The organism is Streptomyces sp. NPDC018693, assembly GCF_044391385.1.
Taxonomy (GTDB): Bacteria; Actinomycetota; Actinomycetes; order Streptomycetales; family Streptomycetaceae; genus Streptomyces.
The window spans coordinates 80765-103100 of record NZ_JBIRZZ010000008.1 but is presented as its reverse complement, the minus strand read 5'-3'; the positions used below and the strand labels follow the sequence as shown (position 1 = coordinate 103100).

The 22336-nt window shown below is 70.1% G+C and carries 17 protein-coding genes and 1 pseudogene; 12 read left to right on the top strand and 6 right to left on the bottom strand.

What is annotated here, in order from left to right:
• Nucleotides 1-63 precede the first annotated feature (63 nt).
• Complete coding sequence (locus tag ACH5AC_RS21880; protein WP_398863659.1) at nt 64-564, top strand: hypothetical protein; 501 nt, start codon at nt 64-66, stop codon at nt 562-564.
• Between the two features lie 70 nt (nt 565-634).
• A complete protein-coding gene (locus ACH5AC_RS21875) occupies nt 635-1291 on the top strand; it encodes a class I SAM-dependent methyltransferase (protein ID WP_398863658.1) in 657 nt (218 codons plus the stop codon).
• A 412-nt stretch (nt 1292-1703) separates the two neighbouring features.
• On the opposite strand, the gene ACH5AC_RS21870 is transcribed toward ACH5AC_RS21875, so the two are convergent.
• The 3 genes and pseudogenes from ACH5AC_RS21870 to ACH5AC_RS21860 all read right to left on the bottom strand — a co-directional run bounded on the left by ACH5AC_RS21870 (nt 1704) and on the right by ACH5AC_RS21860 (nt 6640).
• Nucleotides 1704-2786 carry an SGNH/GDSL hydrolase family protein gene (locus ACH5AC_RS21870; protein WP_398863902.1) on the bottom strand — a complete coding sequence of 361 codons (1083 nt, stop codon included), beginning with the start codon at nt 2784-2786 and terminating at the stop codon, nt 1704-1706.
• A 459-nt stretch (nt 2787-3245) separates the two neighbouring features.
• Nucleotides 3246-4318, bottom strand: a pseudogene (locus tag ACH5AC_RS21865) (zinc-binding dehydrogenase).
• A gap of 123 nt (nt 4319-4441) precedes the next feature.
• A complete protein-coding gene (locus ACH5AC_RS21860) occupies nt 4442-6640 on the bottom strand; it encodes an MMPL family transporter (protein WP_398863657.1) in 2199 nt (732 codons plus the stop codon).
• A gap of 40 nt (nt 6641-6680) precedes the next feature.
• Between ACH5AC_RS21860 and ACH5AC_RS21855 the strand changes: the two genes are divergently transcribed.
• The 3 genes from ACH5AC_RS21855 (at nt 6681) to ACH5AC_RS21845 (ending at nt 9568) form a co-directional block, all read left to right on the top strand.
• Complete coding sequence (locus ACH5AC_RS21855; RefSeq protein WP_398863656.1) at nt 6681-8324, top strand: flavin monoamine oxidase family protein; 1644 nt, start codon at nt 6681-6683, stop codon at nt 8322-8324.
• Nucleotides 8325-8359: 35 nt separating this feature from the next.
• Complete coding sequence (locus ACH5AC_RS21850) at nt 8360-8845, top strand: SRPBCC family protein (RefSeq protein WP_398863655.1); 486 nt, start codon at nt 8360-8362, stop codon at nt 8843-8845.
• Nucleotides 8846-8980: 135 nt separating this feature from the next.
• Nucleotides 8981-9568, top strand: coding sequence for a TetR/AcrR family transcriptional regulator (locus ACH5AC_RS21845; RefSeq protein WP_398863654.1), 588 nt, complete (start codon nt 8981-8983; stop codon nt 9566-9568).
• Nucleotides 9569-9872: 304 nt separating this feature from the next.
• On the opposite strand, the gene ACH5AC_RS21840 is transcribed toward ACH5AC_RS21845, so the two are convergent.
• Together ACH5AC_RS21840 and ACH5AC_RS21835 are read right to left on the bottom strand one after the other, a co-directional pair.
• Nucleotides 9873-10994: a sensor histidine kinase gene (locus tag ACH5AC_RS21840; protein ID WP_398863653.1), complete on the bottom strand. Its 1122-nt coding sequence runs from the start codon at nt 10992-10994 to the stop codon at nt 9873-9875.
• The gene (locus ACH5AC_RS21835; RefSeq protein WP_398863651.1) at nt 10991-11662 is read right to left on the bottom strand and encodes a response regulator; all 672 of its coding nucleotides are present in this window, start codon (nt 11660-11662) and stop codon (nt 10991-10993) included. The genes ACH5AC_RS21840 and ACH5AC_RS21835 overlap by 4 nt, the downstream gene beginning before the upstream one ends.
• A gap of 491 nt (nt 11663-12153) precedes the next feature.
• On the opposite strand from ACH5AC_RS21835, the gene ACH5AC_RS21830 reads away from it, so the two are divergent.
• From ACH5AC_RS21830 to ACH5AC_RS21800, 7 genes are all read left to right on the top strand, one after another.
• The gene (locus ACH5AC_RS21830; protein WP_398863650.1) at nt 12154-13206 is read left to right on the top strand and encodes a LacI family DNA-binding transcriptional regulator; all 1053 of its coding nucleotides are present in this window, start codon (nt 12154-12156) and stop codon (nt 13204-13206) included.
• A gap of 129 nt (nt 13207-13335) precedes the next feature.
• Complete coding sequence (locus ACH5AC_RS21825; RefSeq protein ID WP_398863649.1) at nt 13336-14580, top strand: extracellular solute-binding protein; 1245 nt, start codon at nt 13336-13338, stop codon at nt 14578-14580.
• Nucleotides 14581-14611: 31 nt separating this feature from the next.
• Complete coding sequence (locus ACH5AC_RS21820) at nt 14612-15601, top strand: carbohydrate ABC transporter permease (protein WP_398863648.1); 990 nt, start codon at nt 14612-14614, stop codon at nt 15599-15601.
• Nucleotides 15602-15669: 68 nt separating this feature from the next.
• Nucleotides 15670-16431, top strand: coding sequence for a carbohydrate ABC transporter permease (locus tag ACH5AC_RS21815; RefSeq protein ID WP_398863901.1), 762 nt, complete (start codon nt 15670-15672; stop codon nt 16429-16431).
• A 52-nt stretch (nt 16432-16483) separates the two neighbouring features.
• A complete protein-coding gene (locus tag ACH5AC_RS21810) occupies nt 16484-18220 on the top strand; it encodes an amylo-alpha-1,6-glucosidase (RefSeq protein WP_398863647.1) in 1737 nt (578 codons plus the stop codon).
• Between the two features lie 73 nt (nt 18221-18293).
• Nucleotides 18294-20147 carry an RICIN domain-containing protein gene (locus ACH5AC_RS21805; protein WP_398863646.1) on the top strand — a complete coding sequence of 618 codons (1854 nt, stop codon included), beginning with the start codon at nt 18294-18296 and terminating at the stop codon, nt 20145-20147.
• A gap of 132 nt (nt 20148-20279) precedes the next feature.
• Nucleotides 20280-21683: a glycoside hydrolase family 43 protein gene (locus ACH5AC_RS21800; protein ID WP_398863645.1), complete on the top strand. Its 1404-nt coding sequence runs from the start codon at nt 20280-20282 to the stop codon at nt 21681-21683.
• A gap of 87 nt (nt 21684-21770) precedes the next feature.
• Here the strand turns inward: ACH5AC_RS21800 and ACH5AC_RS21795 are convergent, their stop codons facing one another.
• Nucleotides 21771-22304: a TerD family protein gene (locus ACH5AC_RS21795; protein ID WP_398863644.1), complete on the bottom strand. Its 534-nt coding sequence runs from the start codon at nt 22302-22304 to the stop codon at nt 21771-21773.
• Nucleotides 22305-22336 lie beyond the last annotated feature (32 nt).

The window sequence follows — 22336 nt, the reverse complement described above, 5'->3', positions numbered from 1 at the left end:
CGGGCTGACAGGCGGGGCGGGCTCGAACCGGTACGACACGACCTGTCTCCGAAGGAGTAGTCCATGACCGCCACACTCGACCGGCCCGTGAGCACCCGCACACGGGACCCGAAGGGACTCCTCAACGCAGTCCAGCCCAGTATCAAGCACCTGACCATCAACGTGCTGGACGGCGACATGACCATCTGGGACCGCGAAGTGGCCCTGCTGCTGCGCGACCACACGATGGTCCGCGACATGGCCGAGCGGATCCTCGGCAACGCCGTCATGTACACCATCGGCTGCATGGAGCACCCGGAGGTCCACCTCGGAGTCGGCAAGCTCGTCGACATCGGCGTTCACCAGCTCATCCTCGACACGCCCGTGTGGTGGGCCCTCTGCGAGGCGTACAACGAGGGCCGCTACAAGCACCATGCCCCGTTCATCGAGCGCCGCCGTGACGGTCTGTGTCTGCGCACAGCGGACTTCCTGAAGTCCATCGGCTTCGACATCGACGAGGAGCTGTGGGCGATCGACGGCACGGACTGCTCGCCGTGCGACAACAAGGTCCCCGACAGCCACTGAACGGCCCTACCCTGGCCCCTGCCCTCGGCCCCCGGAGGACAGGGGCCAGCCCCTGCGAAGAGGAATCGACTTGCCCGCACAACACGACATCGCCGCCGAGACGGAGCTGTGGGACACCTTCGCCGCTTCCGCCTTCAAGGACGACGCGGAGCCGAGTTTCTGCTGGACCCAGTACGCCGGTCATGGACCCGGCCCGGAGTTGCTGGGCGACCCGCGCCGCGTGCTGGAGATCGGCTGCGGCACGGGCCGCGCTCTCGCCCACCTCGCTCAGCACGGCATCGCCGCTCGGGGTGTCGACCTGTCTCCCGTCATGGTCGAGAAGACCACCGCGAAGTGGGCGGGTACCGGTGCGGAGTTCGTGTGCTCCGAGGTGCTGGAGTACCTGAGCGAGCACGAGGAGGTGTACGACGCGGTCTACTCGATCTTCGGAGCCGCCTGGTTCACTGACCCGGGCCGTCTCTTCCCCCTTGTCCGCCGACGGCTCGGGCCCGGTGGCGTGTTCGTGTTCTCGCAGCCGCCGGCCATCCCCGGTGCGTACGGGCCGCAGGGCATGTACAAGGGAGGCTTCGCGGGCAGGGCGATGTTCACCTACCGCTACAGCTACCGCCCGGCCGTCTGGGAGCGCCTGCTCACCCGGGCCGGGTTCGCCACGGCCGACGCGCGGGTCCTTGACGCTCCTCAGTCGGGGCATATCGGGACGCTTCTCGTGCGCGCGGTCGCTCCGTGACGGACCCCGGTCAAGAGCGTCTTTGTGATTCGATCTGTGACGACTGGTCCAGGGCCGCACGAGGAGGAGGCTGCGGCTCGGGGCGCGTCGGTGCGTGGGCCGGTGCCATCCTCGTGTTCAGGCCGGACGAGTGGACCGGCTTCGTCCGTGGCGTCGTTGACGGGCGGTTCCGCGGGTAGCCACGTCACGCACCGGCGCCCCGCTCCAGCCTCGGAGCGGGGCGCCGGTATGCGCTGCGAGCTCGTCAGCCCTCGCCGCCCGGGTCCGTGGCGGGGGCCAGGTAGTGCTTGCTGTACGCGGAGGATCAGCACGACATCGTTCACGATAGTGACGGCGCCACCGCCGAGTGGGGACAGGCCGCTCGCGACACCGCGAGCGGCCTGCTGTTCACCCGCGAGCTACTGACTGCTCGTCAGCTCTGTTCGCTGGTGCGGCGCTTGCGTGCGAAGTAGATCGCGGCGGCGCCGACCGCGGCGACGGCGAGTCCGGCACCCGCGAGGACGGGGGTGCTGCTTGAGGAGCCGGTTTCGGCGAGGTCTCCGTTCGTGGTCGGGTCGTTCGACCCCGTGTCCGTGTCCGTGTCCGTGTCCGTGCCGGTGCCGGTGCCGGTGCTGGGCTCGGGTGTGGTCGGCTCGGTGGGGGTCGGGGACTCGCCCGCGCTGGGCGGGTTGGTCTCGGTGAGCACGGAGGCGAAGGTGCCGGCGATCGCCTTGTGGCCGTCGGTGTTGGGGTGGGGGTCCTTCTTCGTGCACGCCCAGGTGAGCTGGCAGATCTTGGCCACGTTCGCGGGTACTTCGCCCGCGCCGGGCATGTTCACCTGGGTGGTGAAGTCGTCGGAGGAGAAGGCGCCGGCCACGTCCGCCACCGTGAAGCCCGTGGACTTGTACACCTGGGTGATCCCCGTGTTGGCGGCCGCGACCAGGGGTGCCGACTCCTTGGCGGCCTGCTGTCCCTGGGCGCCCAGCAGCCAGGTCGCCAGGAACGGGTTGTGGTACGTCGAGCCAACGAACTGGGTGTTGTCCGCACCCGCCTGGCGGAGCGCGCCCGCGATCTGGGCGAGGTTCTTGCCCATGGTCTGGCTCTTGCTGTTCAGGCAGTTCGAGTCGAGGGTGCCGAGCGGGCTGACGCAGTTGAGGAGGATGTCGTTCGCGCCCACGCTGAGGGTCACATAGGCGACCTTGCCCTGGTGCTGGGCCAGGGTCTTGAGAGCGGCGTCCAGTTGGGACTTGGCGTTCGGGTAGTCGCACTTACCGCCGTTGATGAAAGAGTCGGTGGTCTCGGCGGTGCAGCCGAGGCGTATGTGCTTCAGCCCGGGGGTGCGCTGCTTGAGCTGTGCGTAGAGCTGGTCGGTGTAGGCGGCGTCGGTGTCCTTGTCGACGTCCGGCTGGTAGCCGCTGGCCAGGGAGTCGCCGAGCGAGACGTAGTACGTGGTGTCCTTGGCGTCGGTCGCCTCGTCGGCGGTGGCCAGTGCGGGCGTGCCCAGCACGATCGTCATGGCGGAGATGGCCAGCCCGGGGCCGAAACGCTGAAGGGATCTCATCACTTGCTTGCGCTTTCCAGTGTGTTGGGGGGGTTGGATGCCGAAAGGCATGGCATGAAGCGGGCACCCAAAGAAAGCCTTGGTCAAGGCATAGGGGGAATCTGCCTTCGCGAGCTGCGGGAGTTGCCCGACTGCGTGGCGGAGGAGCGGGTGTCAATCTAGCAAGGGTGACACCGGCTTGGGTATGGCAAACGATAAAGGGACGATCACAACGGCACGCTTAATCGTCAGAAAGGCTTTGGAGCCCGGGAATTGGTGACCGGACCCGTCGGTAGCCATTCGCTGAGTGATCGTCCGGGGATTTGAAATCGTCGTGTTCGACGGGTCGAATGGAACTGATTATTTGACGGCCGGTCGAACACGGTCGGCCGAACTCGGAAAAGGCCGACGCCGCCTTCTGGGGTCGTCGATGGTTCATGGGGTGTGAGGGGTGAGCACGAGGCGGATCGGGTTGCCGGTCTTCTTCTCCGGCCGGGTGACGGCGTCGGCCGCCTCGGCCAGTGGAATGTGATCGGTGATGGAGGGCGCCAGGTCGAGTCTGCCGACGGCGGCCAGGCGGATGAGCTGGGTCACGTGTTCGGGTCCGGAGCCGTAGTGGCCGCGGATCTGGTTGCCGCGGTAGCAGAAGGACGTGCCGTCGGTGACGGTGAGTGGTTCCGGGGTGAGCCCGGCCAGGACGAGGACACCGCCTGCGCCCAGGACCGAGGCAGCCTGCTCGCGGACCGCGGGAAATCCCGCGAAGTCGAAGGCGACGTCGAGGCCGTGGCCTTCGGTGGCCGGGCCGACGGCTTCGGCGAATCCCGGGTCGGCGGGGTCGAGCGCGAGGTCGGCGCCGAAGGCGAGGGCCCGTTCACGGGCCTCGGGCAGTGGGTCGACGGCGATGACGGGCGTGGCGCCGGCCAGGCGGGCGAGCCGGATGCCGTGGGCGCCCAGACCGCCGGCGCCCCAGACTCCGACGCACTGGGCCGGCCGGACCGCCCCGGTCTCGATGATCGCGGCATACGGGGTGGAGACCGCGTCGGGGATGATGGCGGCCTGGTCGAAGGGCAGGTGGTCGGGGAGGGGAGCGAGGGTGTCCTCGCGGGCGACGGCGTACTGGGCCAGCCGCCGTCGTAGTCGACGCCGCGTGTGAGCGGCCGCCGACACGGGGCGCGGCGCGTGCAGTCGGCGCATGCTCCGCGCGGCTGGCCGGCCTGCAGGGCGACCCGCATGCCGGGGGCCCAGTCCCCCGACAGGCCGGGGCCCAGGGCGTGGACGACGCCCGCGACCTCGTGGCCGAGGGTGACCGCGCCCGAACGGGTGACCGCCTCGACAGGAAAGGCAGGGGTGAGGCTGCCGTCGATCAGGTGGACGTCGGACAGGCACACTCCGGCGGCCCTGACCTCGATGAGCATCTCTCCGGGACCTGGGACGGGAACGGCGACCTCTTCGACCGCGAAGGTGCGGGTGTCCAGGTGGAGGCGTCCGGCCAGCATGGTGGTGGACATGAGGCGAACCTCGGTTCTGCGGATAAGGGATGGATCTCCGGGAAGGGGCGGGCCGGAGTCGCCGAGGACCCCGGGCCAGGCCCCCTGCGCGCGGCGGCGGATCCGCCGCCGCGCGCAGCCGGTTCAGGAGACTCGCGCGGGCTCCTTGTGCTCCACCTCCGGGGCCTTCTGGAGGCGTGTGCCCTCGACGTCGAGGTCGGGCAGGACGCGGTCCAGCCAGGCGGGCAGCCACCAGGCGTGCCGTCCGGCGAGGGCCAGGACCGCCGGGACGAGCGTCAGGCGGACGGCGAAGGCGTCGATGGCCACGCCGACGGCCAGCGCGAAGGCGATGGGCTTGATCAGGGCGTCGTCGAGGGGGAAGAACCCGGCGAAGACGGTGAACATGATCAGGGCGGCCGCGGTGACGACCCGGACGCTGTGCCGCGCGCCGTCGATCACCGACCCGCGGGCCACGCCGGTGTGGACCCACTCCTCCCGCATCCCGGAGACCAGGAACACCTCGTAGTCCATGGCGAGTCCGAAGAGCACGCCGATCAGGATGATCGGCAGGAAGCTGACGACGGGACCGGTGTGGGCGAGGCCGAGGGCGTCCGCCAGCCAGCCCCACTGGAACAGCGCGACGACCATGCCCAGCGAGGCCGCCACCGACAGCAGGAATCCCACGGCGGCCTTGAGCGGGATGACCAGCGAGCGGAACACCATGGTCAGCAGGATCAGGCTCAGGCCGACGACGATCGCCATGAACGGCAGCAGGGAGTCGCTGAGCCGGTCGGAGACATCGATGTTGACGGCGGTGGTGCCGGTGACCGCGACGGAGGCTCCGGTGGTGTCACGGATGCCCGGGGCGGCGGCACGGATGTCGCGGACGAGTTGGGCCGTGCGGGCGCTGTCGGGACCGGTCTCGGGAATGACCTGGATGACGGTCTGCGCGGGGTCGCGCGTGGGCACGGGCGGCAGGACGGCCTCGACCCCCTTGAGGTCCCGCAGCTTCTGCGCGGCCTGAGCCCCCGCCTGCGCCCCGGGCCGGTCGTCGGCCTCGGTCAGCACCAGGAGCGGGCCGTTGAAGCCGGGGCCGAACTTGTCGTCGACCGTGTCGTACGCCTTGCGTTCGGTGGAGGTGACCGGGGCCGAGCCGTTGTCCGGCAGCGCCAGGCGCAGGTCCGCCGCGGGGAGTGCGAGTGCGACGAGGATGCCGGCGACGGCCAGGACGGTGAGCAGGGGCTTGGCGACGACGGCGCGCACCCAGCGGGCGCCCAGGGTCGCCCTGCCGGCGGGTCCGTCGGGATCGGTGGCCCGCTGGGCCTCCTTGCTGCCGGACTTCGGGGTCAGCCGGGTGCCGGCGAATCCGGCGAGGGCCGGGAGCAGGGTGATCGCGGCCAGGACCGCGACGAGGACGGCTCCGGCGGCACCGAGACCCATCACGGTCAGGAACGGGATGCCGATGACGCTGAGTGCGGCCAGGGCGATGATCACGGTGCTGCCGGCGAAGACGACCGCGCTGCCGGCGGTGCCGTTGGCCAGTGCGATGGACTCCTGCGGGTCGGTACCGCGGGCGAGCTGCTGGCGGTGGCGGGACAGGATGAACAGGATGTAGTCGATACCCACGGCCAGCCCCAGCATCAGCGCGAGCGTGACGGCGGTGGAGGAGATGCTGACCGCCGGAGTGAGGGCGAACAGCCCGGCGAGTCCCACGGCCACACCGAGCAGGGCGGGCAGCAGCGACATGCCCGCGGCGAGCAGGGAGCCGAAGGTGACGACCAGGACGAGCAGGGCGACGGCGACACCGATGATCTCGGACGGGCCTATGTGCACGCCGTTGCTGCCGTAGGCACTGCCGCCGACCGAGGCCCTGAGCCCGCTCTTCTCGGCCGCCTCGGCCACCCGTTCGATCTCTTCCAGGGACGAAGGGCGTACCTCGGCCCGCTGCACCGAGTACTGCACCTGCACGATCGCCGTGCTCCGGTCGGCCGAGACGGCCCCGGAGAGACTCGGGCCGATGACGGCTTTGACCTGGGGCGCCTTCGCGACCGCCGCCTCGGCTCCGGCGATGGCCGCGGTGTACGGGGCCTCGGTGACGTGGTGGCCCTCGGGTGCGGTGAAGACGATCTGGGCGTCCGCTCCGGAGGCTTCGGGCAGCGTCTTGCCGAGCGTGTCCAGGGCGCGCTGCGACTCGGTCCCCGGCACGGTGAAACGGTCGTCGAGCTTCCCGCCGAAGACACCGGCGCACGTGATGAGCGCGGCGAGGACCACGAGCCAGATACCGAGCACCAGCGTGCGATGGCGGTAGGCGCTGCCGCCCAGCCGATGGAGCAGGACTGCCATGGCGAACTCCCAAGGTCGGTAAGGGATTGGGGCAGGAGGCATGCCGGTGCCTGTGCGGCGTCCGAGCTGCTTCCGGGACCGACTTTATCACTTGCTCAAGTCGTGCGATCAAATCATTCAACTGAGACCACTGACCTTGTCGCTCGACAATGTCATCTGTATGGTGATGGCCACCGGAGCACACCGCCGCCGGGAATCGCCAGGTCATGGGCCTGCGCCGCGTTCCCCGCGGAGCGCTTCCGCAGCGCCGGGACCACCCCCACGACAAGGAGTGATCATGAGCAGCACGCAGAACAGGGACATCGCCGCGTCACACCAGGCCCGCAAGGCGGATGTGGTGGTGATCGGTGCGGGGCTGGCCGGCCTGACGGCGGCACGGGAACTCGTCGCGGCGGGCAAGTCGGTGGCCGTCCTGGAGGCCCGTGACCGGGTCGGCGGCCGGCTGCTCAACCACCACCTCGGCGACGGCCAGGTCACCGAGATCGGCGGGCAGTTCGTCGGCCCGACCCAGGACCACATCCTGGCGCTGGCCAAGGAGGTCGGCGTGGACACGTACCAGGCCGCCGTCCCCGGCGAGACCGTCTACGTCAACGACGGCAGGGCCAAGCGCTTCACCGGGCACACCCCGCCGGACCTGTTCGCGCTGCCGGACATGGGCATCGCCCTGGCCCGCATCGGCCAGGCCGCGGCCAAGGTGGACCCGGCGGCCCCGTGGCAGGCCCCCGACGCCCGTGAACTGGACGGCATGACCTACGAGACCTGGCTGCGCAAGGCCGAGATCACCGGCGACGCCGTCGACATGATCAACCTCTTCCTCAACTCCGCCTACGGCGGCGAGGCCCGCGACGCCTCCGCCCTGTTCAGCCTCTGGTACGTCTCCACCTTCGGCAACGAGACCCACCCCGGCACCATGGAACGCGGCACCGGCACCACCGGCGGCGCCCAGGACAGCCGGTTCGTCGGCGGCTCGCAGCTGGTCGCCGAGCGGCTGGCCGAGGAACTCGACGGCCGGGTCCACCTGTCGGCGCCGGTGCGCCGCATCAGCCAGGACTCCAGCGGCGTCACCGTGGTCTCCGACGCCGGCGACTGGCGCGCCGAGCGGGTGATCGTCGCCGTACCGCCGCTGGTGGCCTCACGGATCGTGTGGGACCCGCTGCTGCCGGCGCAGCAGGACCAGCTCTTCCAGCGGCTGCCGTTCGGCACCCTCATGAAGTGCGTGGCCGTCTACGACAAGCCGTTCTGGCGGGAGGACGGGCTGTCCGGCATGGGTCTGCTGCGCGGCGGCTCCCCCATCCGCGAGATGTTCGACAACACCCCGCCCGACGGCGGACCCGGCGTCCTCATGGGCTTCCTGGGCGGCAGGGAGTGGCGCAAGTGGGCCCACCGCCCGGCCCGCGAGCGCCGCGGCGCGGTGCTGCGCTGCTTCGCCCAGGTCGTCGGCGACCGTGCCTTCGACACCGTCGACTACGTCGAGCAGGACTGGACCGCCGAGCAGTGGACCCAGGGCGGCCCCACCTCCGTCGCCGCCCCCGGCGTGCTCACCGACTTCGGCCCGTGGATGGGCCGCCCGCACGGCCGCGTGCACTGGGCGGGCGCGGAGTTCTCCCCCTACTGGAACGGCTACATGGACGGCGCGGTCCGCTCCGGGCAGCACACCGCCACCGAGCTCCTCCACCAGATCTGAGCGCAAGAACCACTGACAAGCAAGGGAACCCTGCCATGAACCGTTTCGTCGTCGCCGAGACCGCCGTCATCGACGCCCCGCTCGGGCGGGTGTGGGACGTCATCTCCCGCACCGACCGGTACGCCGAGTGGGTCGCCGGAGCCATCGAGGTCACCGACCACCACGGCGTCGCCACCGTCGGCAAGACCTACGCCGAGCGCAACCGCACCCTCGGCCCGCTCAGGACCGACTCCGTCTGGACCGTCAGGGAGATCGAGCCGCTCAAGCGCCGCGTCGACACCGGCACCGGCTTCGCCCCGCTCCAGGACGTCACCAACACCTTCGAGTTCCGCCCGGTCCAGAGCGCCGACGGCCGGGAGGTGACGGAGATGCTCTACCAGGTCGAGTACACCATCGGCCTCGGCCCCCTGGGACTGCTCCTCGACTCCATACAGCAGCCCGCGATGCGCGCCGGCATGCGCACCTCCATGGCCAACCTCAGCACCCTGCTCCGTTCCGAGGCGTCGAGGACCGCCCTCTGACAGGCGGCGAGTGCCCCCGCGCCGGGCGGCCGGTCCACCCGCCGCCCGGCCGCCGGCCCAGAAGCGGCCGTCATCCTGCACCCGATGATTTGTCGAGCGACCTGTTCGACAGACTGAGTCGGATAGGATCGTGTCATGGCTCATGTATCCGCGGCGGAGCGCCGCCCCCAACTGATCAAGGCGGCCATCGGCCTCATGGCCAGGGAGGGCGTCGCCGCCGGCAGCACCCGCGCCATCGCCGCCGAGCTCGGCGTGGCACAGGCGACCGTGCACTACACCTTCGGCACGAAGGAGGAGCTGTACCGGGCCGTCATGGAGCAGGTCACGCACGACCTGACCGCCCAGGTGACACGGTCCGCGCCCACGGACGCGAGCTTCGAGGAAACCATCGTCACGCTCGCCGAGGCACTCTGGCGTACCGTGCTCGAACAGCCCGCCTCGCACCAACTGCTCACCGAGCTGAGCATGTTCGCCATGCGTACGCCACACCTGCAGGAGGCTCTTCGGAGCCACTACAGCGAGGTCCTGGCGGTGACGGCGAAGCTGGTCGAGGAGACCGCCGAACGCACCGGTCACCGGCTCGGCCAGCCCGCCGAGACGATCGCGAGGTTCTTCCTGGCCGGCTTCGAGGGACTGACGATGCAGCACCTCTCCCTGCCGGACGAGGAAGCCGAGCGCGTCTGCCTGCGGGCCCTGGTCTCGTCCGTCCTGGCCATGGCCTGAGGCCGCACCCGACACGATGCCGCACCGCGGCCTCCGTCCCCGGCGGTTCAGTCTCCTCGCCGCGCCGGTGGTGGTCGCGCGGCGCGCCGTGGCGTTCGTCGCGGCGACGGTGAGGATGGGGGTTCCGGACGCCCTGCGGGCGTGCTGGTGCTGATCGGCGGGGCGCTCGCCTGGTGATGCCGAAGATCACGCGTGATCACCGAGCGGTCTCGGTGGCGGGTCGGGGAGATCTCCAACGCGCTGGAGCGGGTCTTCGGGGCGCTTCGGGCGGTGCGAGGCTGGGCCACCCCGCTCCTACGCCCGCCTACGGACCCGTCGCCGTGCTGAGGGGGATGCGCAGCCGGATCCGGTAGCCGCCCTCGTCGGTGGGGCCCGCCTCCAGGGTGCCGTGCAGGATGTCGGCCCGTTCCCGCAGACCGACCAGGCCCTGCTGCGAGCCGGGCAGGGGCAGGGAGGGACGCGTGGGCGCGGTGTTGGTCACGGTCACTCCGACGTCGTCGCCGTCCTGCCACAGTTCCACGCGCGCCGTGGCGCCGGGGGCGTGCTTGCGGACGTTGGTCAGCGCCTCCTGGACCGTGCGGTAGACGGCCCGTTGGGCCGGGGTGCCCACGGCGGGCGGAAGCTCACCCTTCAGATGTGCGTGCGTCCCGCTGGACTCCACGAGCTTGTGCAGGTCGGCCAGGGTGGGCTGAGGCGTCAGCTCGGTGGCGTGGCCGCCGGAGGCGCGCAGCAGGGTGACCATGGTGCGCAGTTCGTCGAGGGTGGTGACGCTCAGCGAACGGATCGTGCGGGCGGCTTGTCTGGCGTCCTGGTCCTTGGTGGCGACCTGCATGGCTCCGGCCTGTACGGCGATCAGGCTGACCTGGTGGGAGACCACGTCGTGCATCTCGCGGGCCAGCTGGGCGCGTTCCCGGGCGAGCACGGCCTGGGCGTGCAGGGTCCGCTCGTGTTCCCTGGCCTCCTCGATCTCGACCAGCCGCCGTTCCAGGTCCCGTTGGGCCTGGAGAAGCTGGCCGAAGAGGACCGGGGCCGCGGCGGTCGCCAGGCCGTACACGAAGAAGACCAGTGTCATGGTCCGGTCGACCTCGGCCAGGGGCCACGGAGTGCTGCTCGCGACGGCGGACAGGGCGACGCACACCGCGAGGAGACGGCGGTTGCGGGAGCGTTCGGCCAGGGTGAACAGCGCCACGAGCACCGCGACGGCGACGTCCTGCATCAGCGCGATGGGCAGGGTGAGCAGGAACACGCCGAGCGGGAACCTGCGCCGGAACGCCAACGCGGCGCAGCCGACCGCGGCCAGCGCGACCTCGAGACGCGTGTGCTCCCAGATGTTCACCACCCGTACGTCCACGGCCGCGACCGCGACCAGGGCGAGGTCGGTGACCGGTGCGGGAACCCGCTGCCACACGGCGCGTGCACGGCTCATCGTCCGGCCTCCGACCGAGGGCGCTCGTCGAGCAGTCCGGCCCGCTGCGCCAGCAGCGCGGCCTGCACCCGGCTCGTCACCCGCAGCTTGGTGAGGATGGCGCTGACGTGGTCCTTGACCGTGCCGGCACCCAGGTGGACGCGGGCCCCGATCTCGGCGTTCGACAGGCCCTCCGCCACCAGGACGAGGACGTCGCGCTCGCGGGCGGTGAGCAGGCGGACCCGGGCCGCCTCCTCGTCGACGGCCGCCCCGGTGCCGGGGTGGCTGTGCAGCAGGGTCCGGGACGCCTTGGGGGAGAGCACCACACCGCCGGCGGCCAGGGTGCGCACCAGGTGGGCGAGTTGCTCCGGCTCGGTGTCCTTGAGCAGGAAACCGGCAGCGCCGGAGTGCAGCGCGGTCAGGATGTACTCGTCGGCGTCGAACGTGGTCAGCATCGCCACCACCGGGGCGTCCGGCAGCGTCCGCAACTCGCGCAGGACGGTGAGCCCGTCGACGTCCGGCATCCGGATGTCCAGCAGCACCACGTCGGGCCGCTCGCGGCGGACGGTCTCGACGGCTTCGCCACCACTCGCGGTCGCGACGACCTCGATGTCCTCGGACGCGCCCAGGATGAGCCCGAACCCCGACCGGACCAGGGCCTCGTCGTCCACCACCACTACCCGGATCACGTGTGCTCCGCCTCACCTTCGTCCCGACCGTCCGGCTCTCGCCGCCTCGACCATAAAGCCCCGATGAGTCCCCGGAACCCCCCGGACGGCAGCTCCAGCCGCCCGGCGGGGTATCACCCTCCGGTCGGCGGGTGCACCGCAGCCGTCCGCCGGACACCGCGTGGCCCGCCCGCTTTCCAGGGCGAGAGCCATGGCACAGCGCGCGGCCCGTCGGAGTGGCCCATGGCGAGGGCGACCGGCATCGCGCGCCGCGTCCGGTGAGCGGATGCGCGGCGCCTTGCGCCGCGGCTGAGTGCGGTGCAGTACACCCGCGGACCGGTTTCCGATGTGTTTCACGAGGTGTGCGCGCGGTATTGACACCCGCACGGTCGGCTCCTACCTTTCCTAACGCGAACCGGTTCGACGCCGGATTCGAAGATCGCTCCAGCCTCCCACCTGACCGGTCTCCTTCTCCTCCGGAGAATGTCGAACCGGTTCGACGAAGGAGTCCCGTGAACATCGGTGAGATTGCCCGGCGGGCCGGTGTCTCGCGGAGCACCGTCTCGTATGCGCTGAGCGGCAAGCGCCCCGTCTCGGAGGAGACCCGGGAGAAGATCCAGCGGGTCATCGACGACCTGGGCTACCGGCCCAACGCGAGCGCACGTGCCCTGGCCAACGGCCGGACCAGCACCATCGCGCTGGTCTTCCCGCCGGCCGGCGAGCACTACACCGGCATGCAGCTCGATTTCATCGGCAGCGTGGTGGAGGCCGCAGCTGTCCATGACTACGACGTGCTGCTCTCCCCGAGCGGCGTGGACAGCGACCGCTCGTTCCAGCGGCTGCTGGGCGAGCGGCGGGTCGACGGCGCGATCCTCATGGAGATCAGGCTCCAGGACGACCGGGTCGACCACCTCGTCGCCGAGGGATTCCCCGCCGTCTGCATCGGCCGCACCGCCCGGCCGGAGGGCGACTGGTGGGTCGGCCTGGACCACACCGCGCTGGCGGCGGCCTGTGTCCACCACCTCGCGGACCTCGGCCACGACAGGGTCGCCTTCGTCAACCGGCCCGAGCGGCTGCTGCGCGCCGGGTACGAGTCCGGGCACCGGGGGCTGGACGGCTTCACCAAGGCCGCCGCGGAGCGTGGGCTCACCGTCCGGACGTACAACTGCGAGGACGACGCCCCCTCGGGTCAGGCGTGCCTGGAGCGGATCCTCCACGACGACCCCGCCACCACGGCCCTCGTCACGCTGAACGAGGCCGCGCTCGGCGGCATCTACCGGGGCCTCGCCCACGCGGGCCGCCATGTGCCGCGCGACTTCTCCGTCACCGGTGTCGTGGCCGCCCGGTGGGCGGAGACGGTGACCCCGCAGCTCACCGCGGCCGACGTACCGGCCGAGGAGATGGGCCGGCGTGCCGTCGACCTGCTCATCGAGCGGCTCGCCCACCCGGACGCACCCCCGCGCCACCAACTGCTCGCCCCGCCGATCTCGCTCCGTGCCAGCACCGGGCCCGTCGGCCCCCGCTCCGCGGGCACAAGAGGGATCCCGGACGACTCGACCGCCTGACAGGCCGCCCGTCACCGTTCAACCGGCCGCTTCGCGACTGTGCGACTCGGCGCGCCGTTCAGCCTGCCTTGCCCTGCCATCCATCCGTGCATTGGCATGCCCATGCCTGACATACGCAAGGAACGCCCGATGAACAGATCCACCAGACGCCGTCTCACCGCCACCGCCATGACTGTCGTCGCCCTCACCACCGTCAGCACCGCATGCTCCTCCGGCACCGGCGCGACGTCCGCGAACGCGGCGGACAGCGGCACCTACACCATCTGGGACCCGTACCCGCAGTTCGACAAGAGCTCGGCCTGGGCGAAGCTGCTGGACGCCTGTGGCACCGACGCCGGTGTGAAGATCAAGCGGACCGCGTTCGACACCAGCGACCTGTCGAACAAGGCGCTGCTGGCGGCGCAGCAGGACAACTCCCCGGACGTCCTCATCCTCGACAACCCCGTGGTGTCGACCCTCGCCGAGGCCGGCGTGCTCACCACGACCGACGAGAACAAGCTCGACACCTCGAAGGCGGACCCCAACCTGCTCGCCGCCGGCCAGTCGGGCGGCAAGACCTACGGCACACCGATCGGCGCCAACACCCTCGCCCTCTACTACAACAAGGACGTCCTGAAGAAGGCCGGTGTGGACATCGCCTCGGTCAAGGACTGGGCGTCGCTGACGGCGGCGCTGGCGAAGGTGAAGGACGCGGGCAAGAAGGGCATCACGTTCTCCGCGATCGGCACGGAGGAGGGCAGCTTCCAGTTCCTGCCGTGGTTCTGGGGCGCCGGGGCCCAGCTGACCGACCTCGACTCGGAGCAGGCCGTCTCCGCGCTCTCCCTCTGGAAGGGCTGGCTGGACAAGGGGTACGCCCCCAACTCGGTCATCAACAACACCCAGACGACCAGCTGGCAGGAGTTCGCGACCGGCGACTACGCGTTCGCGGAGAACGGCACCTGGCAGCTCGCCAACGCCCGGAAGGCGGGCTTCGACTACGGCGTCCTGCCCATCCCCGCCGTCGCGGGCGGCAACGCGGCGGCCCCGACCGGCGGCGAGTTCGTCACCCTCCCCGTGCAGGGCGACACCGGCCGCTACGCCACCACCCGGAAGCTGGTGTCCTGCCTGACCAGCACCGAGAACCTGTACGACACCACCACCACCCTCTCCTACGTCGCCCCCACCAGCGAGGTGCAGGACAAGCAGGTGGCGCAGAACGCCGAGCTGAAGCCCTGGGTCGACGCGGTCAAGGCAGCCAAGGGGCGCACCAGTGACGACCTCGGCACCAAGTACCCGAAGATCTCCGAGCAGATGTGGAAGGCCGTCCAGTCCGCCCTCAGCGGCTCCAAGTCGCCCAAGGACGCGCTCACCGCGGCACAGGACGCCGTCAAGTAAACCGTCAGGCAACCGCGACCCAGGGCTTTTGATGAAGCGCACGACACAACTGCCGGACCGCCGGCCGGTGCGTGACCGGAACGGGGCGGCGGCCATCGCCGCCCCGCCCCCGGCCAGCACCGCTCCCCGGCGCCGTCGCCCCAGCTCCCCACAGTGGGCCGCCTGGGCCTTTCTCGCCCCGGTCACCCTCTACTTGGTCCTCTTCTACGCCTATCCGCTCTTCCGGAACGTCGACCTGAGTCTGCGCGACTACACCGTCCGCTCCTTCGTCCAGGGCAACGCGCCGTTCACCGGACTGGACAACTACCGGAAGGTCTTCGACGACCCGACCTTCGGCCCGGCACTCACCCACACCGTGGTGTTCACCGTGGTGTGCCTGTTCTTCCAGTACGCCATCGGCCTGGCCCTCGCGGTCTTCTTCAACCAGCACTTCAAGCTCTCCGCGACCCTGCGGGCGCTGTTCCTGGTGCCGTGGCTGCTGCCGCTGATCGTGTCGGCCTCCACCTGGTCGTGGATGCTCAACAGCGACTCCGGTGTGGTCAACGCGGCTCTGCACGCGGTCGGCATCGATCCGGTGAACTGGCTGACGTCACCTGAGTGGTCGCTGACGTCGGTGATCATCGCGAACATCTGGATCGGCGTCCCGTTCAACCTGGTCGTGCTCTACAGCGGCCTCCAGGCCATCCCCCACAGCCTCTACGAAGCGGCCGCCCTCGACGGCGCGAGCGCCTGGCGACGCTTCTGGAGCATCACCTTCCCGCTGCTGCGCCCGGTGTCCGCGATCACCCTGCTGCTGGGCCTGGTCTACACGCTCAAGGTCTTCGACATCATCTGGATCATGACCAAGGGCGGCCCGGCGGACTCGTCCACCACCTTCGCCACCTGGTCCTACCAGCTCGGCTTCGGCAACCTGCTGCCCGCCTTCGGCCCCGGCGCGGCCGTCGGCAACCTGCTGGTGGTCGCCGCCCTGGTCTTCGGCCTGGTGTACCTGAGGGTCCAGAGAAAGCAGGCACCGGCGTGAACAACCTGCTGCACCGGTTCCGCGGCACCGGGTGGAAGACCGCTCTCGGCCTGGCACTCACCGCCGTGATGCTCTTCCCGGTCTACTGGATGCTCAATGTGTCCTTCACCCGCGACCAGGACATGCGCAAGTCCCCGCCGGACCTGTTCCCCGTCCACGGCACGCTGGCCGGCTACCGCGCGGTGTTCGACCAGCAGTTGCCCTACCTGGGCACCAGCCTCGTCGTCGGCCTCGGCACGGTAGCGCTGACCGTGGCGCTGGCAGCGCCCGCCGGATACGCGCTGGCGAAGCTCCGCCCCCGCGGCGGGGGAGTCCTCAGTTTCCTCTTCCTGGTGGCCCAGATGATTCCCGGCATCATCATGGCGATGGGCTTCTACGCCATCTACCTCCAGCTCGGCCTGCTCCAGTCCGTGCCGGGTCTGATCATCGCCGACTCCACCCTCGCCGTCCCCTTCGCCGTCCTCATCTTCACCGCGTTCATGTCCGGCATCCCCGGCGAACTGCTCCAGGCCGCACAGATGGACGGAGCCGGGCCCTGGCGCACCTTCCGGTCCGTGGTGCTGCCGATGAGCCGCAACGCGGTCGTCACCGTGGCGCTGTTCGCCTTCCTGTGGTCGTGGTCCGACTTCGTCTTCGCCAGCACCCTCGCCAGCGGCGGCGCCCACGAGCCGATCACCCTCGGCATCTACCACTACATCGGCAACAACAACCAGGAGTGGAACGCCATCATGGCCACCGCCGTCGTGGCCTCGCTGCCGGCCACGGTGATCCTCGTCCTCGCCCAGCGCTACGTCGCCGCCGGCGTGACGACCGGAGCCGTCAAGGACTGACCACCACACGACACCCGCCGGTCACCCCTGCTGAAGAAACGAGTCACACCACATGACCGCCGCCCGATCCGGCCCGGCCTTCTCCATCCATGACATCCCGTTCAGCACGCACGGCTCCTGGTTCGGCATCTCTCCCGTGCTCGCGGAGAAGACCCGGGCCGAGGACCTCCACCTCGTCTCGCACCAGAACGGCATGCACGCGGTCCTGCGCCTCACGCCCCTCGACGCGACGACGGGCGACCGCGCGGGAACCCGCGTCGAGGCGACTGCGGGCCTGCTCAGCTGGACCGGTGAGCAAGGGAGCGTAGCCCTCGCCTACGCCTCACCGGACACCGTCCGTCTGCGCGGCGAAGGACTCGGCCTGCGCATCGACGCGGCGGCGGACGCCCTGACCCCCTTCACGGGCACCTACTTCTACCGCGACCCGGTGGACGGGGCGTACGTGTTCACCTCGTACGAGACCGGGCGCCGGTACCGGGTCACCGTGCTGTCGGGTTCCGTCGCCGAGGTGGCCGGCAGCCAGGCTCTCGGTAGCGGTGAACGAGGCGTCACCGTCACCGCGGACCCCGGCGGCGTCTGGGAAGCGGCGATCGAGGAACTGGACAGCGCACGCCTGCCCTACACGTCCTCGGAGACGTTCGACGCCGTCGTGGCGGCCGCCGAGCAGGCATTCGCCGCCTTCGCCGACGCGGTGGCACCCTGGCGCTCGTCGGGCACGCCGGCCGCCGAACTCGCCGCGTACGTCCTGTGGTCGGCGACCGTACGCCCGGCGTCCCTCGTCACCAGGCCCGCGGTGCTGATGTCCAAGCACTGGATGGACAAGGTCTGGAGCTGGGACCACTGCTTCAACGCCCTCGCCCTGGCGCCCGGCGCCCCCGCCCTGGCCCGGGACCAGTTCTCCCTGCCGTTCGACCACCAGGACGAGACGGGCGCCCTGCCCGACTCCGTCACCCACTCCGAGGTCCTCTACAACTTCGTCAAACCGCCCATCCACGGCTGGACCCTTTCCCACCTGCGCAGACGGCTCCCCGAGCCCCTCAGTCGTACGGAACTCGCGGAGATCTACGGCAGGTTGGCACGGTGGACGGACTTCTGGCTGACCGCCCGCCGCGCCCCGGGCGCCGCCCTGCCCCACTACCAGCACGGCAACGACAGCGGCTGGGACAACGCCACCACCTTCGACCCCGAGCGCGTGGTCGTCACCGCCGACCTGGCCGCCTTCCTCGTCCTCCAGCTCCACCAGCTCGCCGACCTGGCCACCGAACTGGGCCTTGCCGACGAGGCCCGCCGCTGGACCCGTACCGCAGAGGCGACCCAGGCCGCGATGCTCGACGAGCTGTGGACGGGGGAGCGGTTCGTGGCGCGTGGCGTCGACACTTCGCAGACCTGGCACAGCTCCAGCCTGCTGGACCTGATGCCGATGGCCCTCGGCGAGCACCTGCCCGAGAGCATCGGCAAGACCCTGGCCGCCCGGATCGAGACCCACCTGACGCCGTACGGACTGGCCACCGAACTGCCCGCCTCACCCCACTACCTGTCCGACGGCTACTGGCGCGGCCCGATCTGGGCGCCGGCCACCGTCCTCATCGAGGACGGCCTGCGCCGCGCCGGTCACCGGCGCCTCGCGGACGAGATCAGCGCCCGTTTCCGGGCCCTGTGCGAGACCCACGGCTTCGCCGAGAACTTCGACGCCCTCACCGGCACCGGTCTGCGCGACCGCGCCTACACCTGGACCGCCGCCGCCTACCTCCTCCTCGCCGAAGCCCACGCACACCGGGACAGCCGCTGACCGGCCGTCTCCGCACAGCCCCCGGGGACGTCCCGACCCCGGCCATCCTCCCCGCTCACGAAGGAGCCGCAGCATGAAGTCTCGCTGGACACTTCCCAGCCCCGCAGCCCGCACCGGACGCCGAGCGACCTCGTCCGTGGCCGTCCTCCTGGCCGCCCTGGCGGCGACCCTGGTGCCCGCCGGCCCGTCGCAGGCCGTGGACACCGGCGTCACCGTCGATTTCGCGACCACCAAAGGCGCCCCCACCTACCGCGCCTCGGGCATGATCTACGGGCTGACCGCCGACGGGTCGCTGCCGCCGGACCACTTCTTCAAAGACATCAAGTGGCAGTTCATGCGGGCCGGCGGTGCGCAGCTCAACGGCGGCGGCTACGCCACCAGCCTCGCCGACTACCAGACCCGCTGGAGGGCCACCCTCGCCCAGTACCAGCGCACCGTCGCCCTCGGCGGCACGTTCGTCATCCTGCCGCACGACCTGTGGGGCGCCGACGGCACCACCAGCCAGCCCTTCCCCGGAGACAACGGCAACTGGACGCAGTTCGACAACTTCGTCCGGCAGCTCATCTCCGACGTCAAGGCCAACAACATGACGGTGCAGTGGGACCTGTGGAACGAGCCGGACCTCGGCGGCTTCTGGGACCGGTCCCAGAGCCAGTACCTGCAGATGTGGTCGCGGTTCCACGCCGCCGTGCGGGCCGAACTCCCCGGGCAGCTCATCGTCGGCCCCAGCACGGCGAACACGCCCAACTCCTCCAACACCTGGTGGAGCACCTACCTGAACCACGTCAGGGCCAACAACGTCGCCCCCGACATCTACAGCTGGCACGCCATCCCACACGACCCCGTCCAGGCCGTCAGCGACGCCAACTCGTCCCTCGCCGCCGCGGGCCTGACCAACACCCGCCCGTACCAGATCAACGAGTACGCCGGGCGCGAGCAGCAGCACCCCGGTGGCGGCGGCTGGTTCATCAGCCGCCTGGAGCGGGCCGGCGCCGACGGCATGCGCGCCAACTGGGGATGGGGCCCCAACCTGCACGACTACGCGGCCAACCTGCTCACCAAGAACAGCTCCGGCCAGTACCTGCCGCTCGGCGAGTGGTTCACGTACCGCTACTACGGCTCCCAGACCGGCAACATCGTGAACCTCACGCCCGGTACGAACACCGACGGGGTGGCGACCAAGGACAACTCCGCGCGCAACGCGAAGATCCTGCTGGGCAGCAACGGCAACACCGGGAACGTCGCCGTCAACCTCAACCGTCTCGACACCACCTCGGTGGTGGAGAACAGCCGGGTGCGCGCGATAGTCCAGCGCATACCGCACAACGGCGGCGGCGCCGTGACGGGGCCGGTGACGGTGTCCGACCAGACCCTGACCGTCAGCGGCAACTCGGCTTCGGTGAGCGTGCCGTGGACGGACGCCGCGGACGGCTACACCATCACGCTGCTGCCACCGTCGAACACCACCGTCTCCACGGTCGCGGTGGTACAGCACAGCGGTCAGTGCCTGGACGACACCGATCTCAGCACCGCCGACGGCACGCAGTACCAGCAGTACAACTGCGAGGGCGGCTACCAGCAGATGCTCGACTTCAAGCCGGTCGCCGGCCGGGCGAACACCTACACCATCGTGAATGAGCACAGCGGTAAGTGCCTGGACGTCTCGGGCGCTTCCACGGCCGACGGTGCCGCCGTCATCCAGTGGAGCTGCAGCGGCACCACGAACCAGATGTTCACCCTCAACCCCGTCTCGGCGCTGGGCAACAGCAAGGACTACCAGCTGGTCGCGGTGCACAGCGGCAAGTGCGTGGACGTCAGCGGGATCTCGACCGAACCCCGCGCGAGGATCCACCAGTGGACCTGTGACACGGCGACCGACATGACCTGGAAGAGGAACCAGATCTGGCACCTCCAGGGCATGAGGTGAATTCCCGTGCCCTCCTCATCCGTCGTTCTCGGGAGAACCCGTCGGAAACATTGACGGAGACACGGCTCAAACCTATCTTCTGCTCGAAGTGTCGCACATCGTTCGGCATTTCGAACGATCACATCCCTCGCCATGGCGATCGGCCAAGCGGACTGGCCGGGGCCCCTGGAGGAAGAGTTGAACAGAACCGCAAGAACGCTGCTCGCCCTGCTGGGCCCGCTGATGCTGCTCCTGCTGGGGGTCCCCGCCCTTCAGGGCACCGCATCCGCCGCCGCCCCACCGGCCGGGCAGGCCACGCGGTACACGATGACCGCGTTCACCAACAGCAGTGAGTCGAACATGTATGTGTACGACTCGCCGGACGCCACCGGATTCACCCTGCAGAGGGGCCCCGCCTACACCCCGCCGTCCGGTCTGATCCGGGACCCCAGCATCTTCAAGCACACCGACGGCTTCTACTACCTCACCTACACCACCAACTGGACCGGGAACACGATCGGTTTCGCCCGCAGCGCCGACCGGCTGAACTGGACGTTCCTGTACAACCACACGATCCCGATCAGCGGGCTGACCCGCACCTGGGCGCCCGAGTGGTTCATCGACACCGACGGCAGCGTCAACGTCATCGTGTCCCTGACGTCGGCGAGCACCGCCACCCACTTCACCGCCTTCAAGATCACGGCGACCGACTCCGCGCTGACCACCTGGTCCGCGCCCACCCAACTGTCCGGCATCGGCCCGAACAACATCGACACCTTTGTCGTCAAGGTCGGCTCCACGTACCACGCGTTCACCAAGAACGAGACGACGAAGTACATCGAGTACGCCACCGCCCCCAGCTTCACCGGCCCCTACACCAAGCAGAAGACGGGCGACTGGGCCGGATTCGGCGACTGGGTCGAGGGCCCGGCCCTGGTCCAGCTCGACAACGGCGGCTGGCGCATCTACTACGACGGCTACCGCGCCGGGAAGTACTGGTACAGCGACAGCTACGACAACTTCGCCACCTGGTCCACGCCCACCGAGGTGCCCGGGCTGACCGGCTTCATACGCCATGCCACCGTGCTGAAGGAGACGGTGCCCGGCGGCGTCACCCTGCCCGCCAACACCACCAGGTCGCTGCAGTCGGTCAACTTCCCCGGCCGGTACGCCGTGGTGCGCTCCGACAACCTCGGCTACATCGACCCGGTGAGCACCTCCAGCAGCAGCGCTGTCAAGCAGAGCGCCACCTTCACCGTCGTGCCCGGCCTCGCGGACGCCAACTGCTACTCCTTCCGCGACTCCTCCGGCCGCTATCTGCGCCACTGGGACTTCCGGGTCCGCTTCGACAGCAGCAACGGCACCGACACCTTCCACAAGGACGCCACCTACTGCGCCCGCCCCGGCACCACCGCCGGTTCCGTCCGCCTGGAGTCGTACAACTACCCGGGCCGCTACCTGCGCCACTACAGCTACGCGCTACGCGTGGACCTCTACCAGAACACCGACACGTTCCGCGCCGACAGCTCCTTCACGGTCGTCAGCCCCTGGGCCTGACCTGTCCGACCCACCCCCGGCCGTGCCGTCGCGGACCCCCACCCGCGGCGGCACGGCCGCGTTCGAGCCTGCTGCACGCCAAGCGGGTCAGGGCTGGGGGATGCGGCCCATCTCCATCGGGAAGAGCGCCGGGTCGCTGTCGAAGCCGTGGATCAGCTCGCGCATCAGCCACTGCCCCGACTCGTCCCGGACGAACTCCGCCACCGTCGCCGCCGTGGCCGAGGCGAGGGCGCCGAAGTCGTCCGTGAGGAGCTGCCGGTGGCCCTCGGTGACGAGGACGCCCGGGCGCGAGACGTCACCGAAGGTCAGCGGGCCGTGGTCCTGGTGGATGACCACGCCCACGACGACCCGGGCGTAGGCGGTGGAGAGCCGGTCGAACTCGAGGGTCATCGCCTCGACATAGCCGAAGCCCTGGCCGGTCCGGCTGTGCCGGGTCATGTTGATGGTGCCGTCCGGTGAGCGGCTGTCGTAGTGGACGACGTACGCCGGACGTCCGTGCGGCGCGGCCGCCGGGTAGGTGGCGGCGACGATGTCGAGGTGATGCGGCGACCTGCCCAAGGGGCTGGGATCCCAGCGCAGTTTGACCTCGACCTTCCCCAGACCCGCACCGCTGTCGCTCATAGGGCGAGTGTGTCCCCCTGACGGCCTGTTGA